This window comes from Pseudoalteromonas sp. DL2-H2.2 (genome assembly GCF_021532535.1).
Taxonomy (GTDB): domain Bacteria; phylum Pseudomonadota; class Gammaproteobacteria; order Enterobacterales; family Alteromonadaceae; genus Pseudoalteromonas; species Pseudoalteromonas rubra_A.
The window spans coordinates 92331-99015 of record NZ_JAKGBD010000016.1 but is presented as its reverse complement, the minus strand read 5'-3'; the positions used below and the strand labels follow the sequence as shown (position 1 = coordinate 99015).

Sequence of the window (6685 nt, the reverse complement as noted above, 5' to 3'; positions counted from 1 at the left end):
AGTCGGTAGTGATAATATGGGCTTTATTAGATTAGAGAGGGGGCCGGTTTTAATGCCTTTTTACAAAGTGCGATCTCGCCGTTTGAATTTCTCATAGCAGGCGACTGCTTAATGCCTGCGAAAATGACGTATATTACCAGTCGGAGTCAGAAACAGAGTTACAATACGAAACGGTTGTTGAGCGGTCTTCATGCGAATTGCTATGTCGGCTAGACATACCTATCAAGGCGCCATGAGAGCTCAAGTCCCAAGGCTGGTCAAAGTTAGTTGGCCCTACAGTAGAGCAAACATCAGCAGGTAATGGAGCGCCGCTAGCTGATTCAGCCATTGCTGCACATGCAAATTTAAATATACGATCTTCATTGCTATTGCTGTGCACGCTGGCAATACCGACTATAAATTTTTCGCTTGGACACGTGAAGTTGAAAGTTTGGTCGTATGAATTCACATAGCTTGTCCAGCTACTGTTCAGGCGGTACATACGCGCAGAATCAGTTGTATATTTACCACATTCGATTTTAAAGCGGCGATCTTCTTGGTCATTTTGATGATAGCTAGAAATGCCTTTAATAAACATATTGCGAGGACAAGTGTAGCTGAAAGCTGCATCGAATTCATTGACATAAGCCGTTCTGAATGAGCTGTGCAGGCGAAGAACCCCCCCGGATAGCGGTGTTATGTCTGACGCTGCAACCTGAACGCGCTCTGATTTCAACATGATAACACCATAATCAGAAACGTCGTTTTGGCTATCGATAAGTTCGATAATCTCATCTACATTTTTAGCCTGTGATGCCGGAATTCTGTAGGTGGTGTCTCCCAGGTTATATTCCATATAGTTTGCAGCGTCTTGGGCAGCGAACGTGCACAGCGTAGTAAAAGATAAAAACAGGGTCGTAATTTTTCCAATAGAACTAACTTTCATCTTTAGTATCCTTTCAAATTTTAATTTAAGTAAGTTGATTTGAATCGAGCTATATTTGATATTTACATTGGTAAATAGTCAATTGTATTTTTATTAATGTTGAGTTTCTGTTTTGTTTCATTGGATTTTTGTTTCGAAAGTTGGGATGGTTTTTTGTTGAAGGTAGTGGGATTTATATTTCTGCGACAGTTGTTTTTTAAGTGAATAATAACCGATGAAGAATAGTTTGTTTTATTATCTTGATTAACTGCTTAATGGTTTGTGCATAAATAAAGGATAAATTTATGTGCTTATTCTAATTTATTATATATCCAGTTCAATGAATGCTGTAGCATAAAGATAAATAAGCAAGGGCAGGTTTTACGCTGAGCAACGGTGCAATGCGAGTAAAGGGTGAGGGTGCTGTGACCATGCACAACACCCTGAGGGAGATTAGAAACTAAAACTCACTTTTGCGTAGTACGTCATGCCATCAAAGCCATAGGGTAAAGCGCGCAGCGGGTAGCGCATAGCACCATTGGTAATGAAGTTGAGTACTTCATCATCGCCCAACTCATCCGGCGTTTCATCAAACAGGTTATCAATACCGGCAGACAGGTTAATGTTGTCGGTCAGCTGGTAACCCATATTTACATCAACCAGAACGGCAGATTCAACCACACTGGTTTGTTGCCAGCTGTTGGTGGGAGACAGGAAGTCTGGCAGTACAATGTGCCCGCCTGCAAAGTAACTGACCTCGGTTTTACCGAAGTAGTTAAAGCGTAGCAGCGCATTCCAGTCGTCTTGCTGATAATCAAAGGTCAGCGTTGCCCGCTCTCTTGGTTGGCCATGGGTCAGGAATGAGCGTCTTTGTTGATCCAGAACTATACCCTCAGGGATCCCCTCAGGTGCGTTAACTTTATCGATTTCTGTCTTATTTTTATTGGCGGCAAAGGTAATGTCCAGTTCACCACTGGCAACGGCCGTCGAATAAGACGCGATGAAATCCACCCCACGGGTAGTTGAATCCAGCGAGTTGGAGAAAAAGTTACCCTGTACCGCGCCGGTGGCAGTCAGCGCAGTGTTAGCCGCCGGGAAAGCGTCTAGTTCATCACTGTTGACGCCAATGAAGCTGCCCAGGTTGATCCGGTCGTAAATCTTGATTTGATAGAAGTCCAGCGTAACAGAGAGGTCGCTGCTAACATCCCAGGCCAGACCCAGGTTGTAGTTGTCAGAGGATTCCAGCTTCAGGCCATCTACCCCCAGTGCTGCCGGGAATGGTGAGCCTGCGGTTGCGGTATAAGAGGTTGCCAGCGAGCCATCGCCACCCAGTGTGGTGGTAAAGGCAGTGTAACCAGACTGCTGTAAGGACGGCGCCCGAAAACCCGTCGAAGCCGCGGCACGCACTGCCAAATCTTCGCTCAGTTCATAGCGGGTTGCCAGCTTCCAGATAGTGTCATCGTTTGAGTCAGACACATCTTCGTAGCGCAGCGCCGCGCTGACCAGCCAGTCTTCACTAAGCAAGGTTTCAGCTTCTACATATAAAGCATGGCTGGAGCGCTCTGCTTTGTTGGCTGCATCCGGTCTGAGCCCCTGATAAGCCTGAAAACCACAGTCGGCAAACACTTCCGCGTCAATCACAGACGGGAAAGAGCGGTCGGAGTTAGATAAACCACATGCATAAGAGGCCACTTCACCTGGGACTATCTGATAATTTTCCTTACGGTACTCGGCCCCCACAGACAGATAAATCGGCTCACCACCGTCTATGTCAATAATGCCGCTGATATCCAGGTTGGTCGTCCACTGATCGAATCTGAACCCCCCTGAGTAGCCGCCTCTGGGTCCGGCATTGTTGGCAATGTCCTGGGCCGATGCGTTGGGGTTATTCGCCAGGTATTCAGCAGCATAAGAGGCATTAATGGTATTGGATGACGAATAGTCGTACTGGTTTTCGCCGTACACACTGGATACATCGAACGCCCAGTCTGGGTTGATATCACCTTTGAGGCCGATTGCGAAGGACAGATCTTCAGCTTCGTTGTCGATCCTAGGTAAAAAGCCATCGGGGTATACCTGAGGAATGTTTCGCTCTGCACGGTTAAAATCCCGGTAAAAGCCATTGCCCAGTGCCGTTCGGTTCGAAAAACCCGCGAATGAATAGAGCTCTTTGTCACCGACCGGCAATGCGGCGTTATAAAACACCGACATAAATTCGCTTTCTGAGTTACCCTGACGCCAGCGTACTTCATCAGATAGGCTACCCGGGGCAATGGTCGATGAGCCACCGGTATCACGCTCGGCCCGGTTGGTGCCGTCAGCGTCGCGATATTCCACAGAGACATTAATAAAGCCGCCCTGAGTGCCCAAATCAAAACCTCGGTTCAGGCCCAGAGAATAGGTATCACCGTCGCCCTCGCCAGTCGACCCTGCCTGCACAAAGCCGGTGGTGACGCCGGTGCTGTCGTTCAAAGAGAGGTTAATAACGCCCGCTATGGCGTCTGAGCCATAACGGGCCGCGGCACCGTCTCTGAGGATCTCAACATTTTTCAGCGCCATCATGGGAATGGAGTTCATATCTGTGCCGGCAGCGCCAGCTCCTACTGTGCCTGACAGGCCAAATATGGCCTGAGTATGACGGCGTTTACCGTTGATCAGGACCAGCGTTTGGTCTGGCTGCAGCCCTCGTAATGTTGCCGGGCGGAACAGATCAGAACCATCTGAAACCTGAGTTCGGCTAAAGTTAAACGAAGGGGCGATGGATTGCAGGCTCTGGCCTAATTCAGTAAAGCCACCTTTGTTGAGCTGATCTGTATCTAGTATGTCTATCGGAGAAGTCGACTCGGTTGCAGTCCGGTTGGATACCTTAGAGCCCAGTACCGAGATCGTTTCTATGTTTTGTTCGTTAGATTGTTCTGCCATCGCGGCGGAGCACGCAAAGAGTGCCAGTGCAACTGGCGAAAGTTTAATAGTTGTTGTCATCACTTCTACTACTCTGTTGATGTTATGTCATTATTTTTTGTTTATTGAGCAGACGTTGACATAAATCAAATTTGAGTGCAATCGGATTGGACCAAAGTAGAATATGAATTTTATTCAATTAGAGGTGGAAAACTCACCAAAATAGCATAAAACAACCAGCCATTTCGGTGAGAAAAATACATGCCTATTTACGACCCACATTGACTTGACCAGGGAGACGTCAGGCAGGTTTGGCGCAGCGTTTCGGCATCACTGAGGGCAATCTGAGCGGCTTCATATTGAGCCTCCAGTGCCGGTTTTTCAGCTTCACTTGCCACCGCTAAGAACGCTTTGGCACGCTCTAAGTGCCTGACCGCTTCACCGTACTGATGCTCAGCCCAGCGCCAGGTTGGTTCATACATGGTATTACTCATCACAGACGCCCAGTCAGCGGCACCATAGTGGCCTGAATCCTGAAAGCTCTTGACCACAAAGCTACGAGGCACCTTGTCTAAGTCGGCCAAATCCAGCATCAGGCCATTGGGGTCGAAACTATACGCCACGAGCTTTTCCAGTGTTTGCAGGCAGGGGGTAATGTTACCTCCACGGCAATAGGTGGGTTGCTCGCTGAGCTGTTGCTGCAGTTTTGCTGGTAATGGCCCATTTGAGTTAACATCGACGCTGAATACCGCATTTTCGGCATACTTTTCGATTTCTTTGACCTTAGTGATGGTCTTTTTGAAAAACAGTAAACGTATCTTTATTTTGATCACAAAGCGTTTGTAATCTTCTTCGGTTTTGAAGTGCAGCCGGGTGTTGACGAACAGATCGCGACCATAGTTGACCTGATAGACAAAGTGGCTGCCGCAGTCTTTGAGATCCACGCCCGCTTTTACCTGACGGTCTTCCAAAGTGCTATAGCCTTCATCAAACTTAAGATGAAGCTGCGATGTGAGTGTACGCTGATCGGTGGCATTACGATGTGTCATAGAAGTCGACACACTGCCGGCGATAATAAACAGATTAACACCGCCATGTACCTCACCGAATGTACGGCGTTTGATCAAGGTCTCGTCAACGCGCTGGAAATAATCCAGACTGCCGCTGAGTTCATTATGTAATACCGATGTGCCTTGCAGGCATGCATTATTGAGCTGATGCATGTTTGGGTCAAAAGCCCGGCCCAGGTCATTAGCACCGACTTTTTCACTGTAATAGATTTGGCTATGTGCTGCGAAAGTGCACCCCAGAGCCAGTAAAGGTAAAAACTTTTTCATATCCGCTCCCTGAAAAGAAATCGCAATGTGCTCAGGCACATTGCGATTAATTATGGCAGGTTATTGCGCAAACGCTGTACCGTAAGTGGTCAGAGCGCCTTCACATAAACGCCAGTTCAGGATCCCACGGGCCGGGGCTGTGACGTCGATGAAAGTCGGGGCCCAGCGCATGTTTCTGAAGCGGGCGCTTTGCTCCTCAGTAACGATACCGGCACGCACGGCTTCTTGCCTTGCCAGTTCGCACTGTTTCCAGTCCTGCTGATCATTACTTGGCAGTTGCAAGTCAGTCACATTGTAGGTGGCCGGGCAGTTTTTACCGCGTTGCACACAGGCACTCTTCATTTCCTGGACCTTATTTTCACATGCGTAACCAAACGGGTTATCGCGGCAAAACTGGGCAGCATTAAAGAAGAACCAGGCATTGTCATAGGCCAGGTCTTTGATCTGCTCTACAGCCAGGCGTTGTGACACGGGCAAGTAGGCATAGTAGCTATTGAGCAGCTTGTCGGCACGTTGCTCATCCAAAATAGCCTGCTTGAAATCATCTTCAAGTTCACTGATCAGCCATTTTGTTGCATTTCTGACTATCTGATACTCAGGTACTAACGCGCGCAGCGCCAGTGAGGAGTTCTCGTAACGCGTAGTGTAGTAACGCACCACATTGTAGTCGCTCAGTGAGTTGAGCTGCGAGTTGAAACCAGACTTGGCATACTTCACGGCTTCATAGAACATATCAAAGCATGGCTCTGGGTTGTCCAGTGAACAGGTGATGATGTTGTTTGGGATAATGGTTAGCAGCTGCTTAGGATCGCCCCCTTGCTGGATGGCACGTACCGTGATCTTCACTGACGATTTGGTTTCGTCCTTGAGGTATCTCAGCTGACCGCCCACGTTGAATACACCCCCATATAAATCAACATCCAGATAACCGCCGATGTCTGATTTGTCTTGGTTGCTTCCGTAATCGATCTTAAGGTTGACCAGTACGTTTGCGCCGTATTCAACACCGGTTACAAACTCATCGCCAACCAAGGTTTGCAGCTTGGTCTGATGGTTGTTGGCGACATCACTGCCGACCTGTGACAGGGTGTAGCCCTGGTTTTGGTCTTTAGGTAAGAACAGGCGCTTTTTCGGCGTGCTCGAGGCGCTAAAGGTGTATGAACTAGAGTAAGTGCTGGAAGCCATTTCTTTGGCCAAAGAAGCACCGGCCGATACTCTTACTACCGGGAAGTTGACGTCAACATCCACACTACCATTTAAGGTATTAAGCATGTCGTCATAGCTCATATCAATGCCGGTTTTGAACTTGAGTTCGGTATTACCAAAGGTCTCATCAATGACACCCGCAACAGGCTGTACATTGAGAAAGCGTTTCTTTTGGCTGTCATACGCTGTACCCATGGCCACATGATCGTTGATCAGGCCCGAGATCACAGAGCCTGACAAGTTGGCGCTTGAAATGTTCGCCTCTTTTTCTTGCGCAGCAAGGCTTTGTCCTGTCATTGCCAGTGCAAAAACAGATAAATAAATAGGTTTCATATCA

Annotated in this window: 4 protein-coding genes; all 4 read right to left on the bottom strand. The window is 48.0% G+C overall.

Translation table 11 applies throughout. The features are described from left to right. Positions 1–133 precede the first annotated feature (133 nt). The gene (locus tag L1285_RS20620) at positions 134–925 is read right to left on the bottom strand and encodes a dermatopontin-like protein (protein WP_235414108.1); all 792 of its coding nucleotides are present in this window, start codon (positions 923–925) and stop codon (positions 134–136) included. Between the two features lie 432 nt (positions 926–1357). Continuing rightward, on the bottom strand, positions 1358–3886 hold the full coding sequence (locus tag L1285_RS20615; protein WP_235414107.1) for a TonB-dependent receptor plug domain-containing protein: 2529 nt from the start codon (positions 3884–3886) through the stop codon (positions 1358–1360). Positions 3887–4074: 188 nt separating this feature from the next. Further along, positions 4075–5142: a hypothetical protein gene (locus L1285_RS20610; protein WP_235414106.1), complete on the bottom strand. Its 1068-nt coding sequence runs from the start codon at positions 5140–5142 to the stop codon at positions 4075–4077. 60 nt (positions 5143–5202) lie between these two features. Then, positions 5203–6681, bottom strand: a complete 1479-nt coding sequence (locus L1285_RS20605) for a hypothetical protein (RefSeq protein WP_046004022.1) — start codon at positions 6679–6681, stop codon at positions 5203–5205. Positions 6682–6685 lie beyond the last annotated feature (4 nt).

Bases quoted from the DNA above. Each gene is read 5' to 3' on its own strand.
- L1285_RS20610 (WP_235414106.1), bottom strand. From the start codon at position 5,142: ATGAAAAAGTTTTTACCTTTACTGGCTCTGGGGTGCACTTTCGCAGCA.
- L1285_RS20615 (WP_235414107.1), bottom strand. From the start codon at position 3,886: ATGACAACAACTATTAAACTTTCGCCAGTTGCACTGGCACTCTTTGCG.
- L1285_RS20605 (WP_046004022.1), bottom strand. From the start codon at position 6,681: ATGAAACCTATTTATTTATCTGTTTTTGCACTGGCAATGACAGGACAA.
- L1285_RS20620 (WP_235414108.1), bottom strand. From the start codon at position 925: ATGAAAGTTAGTTCTATTGGAAAAATTACGACCCTGTTTTTATCTTTT.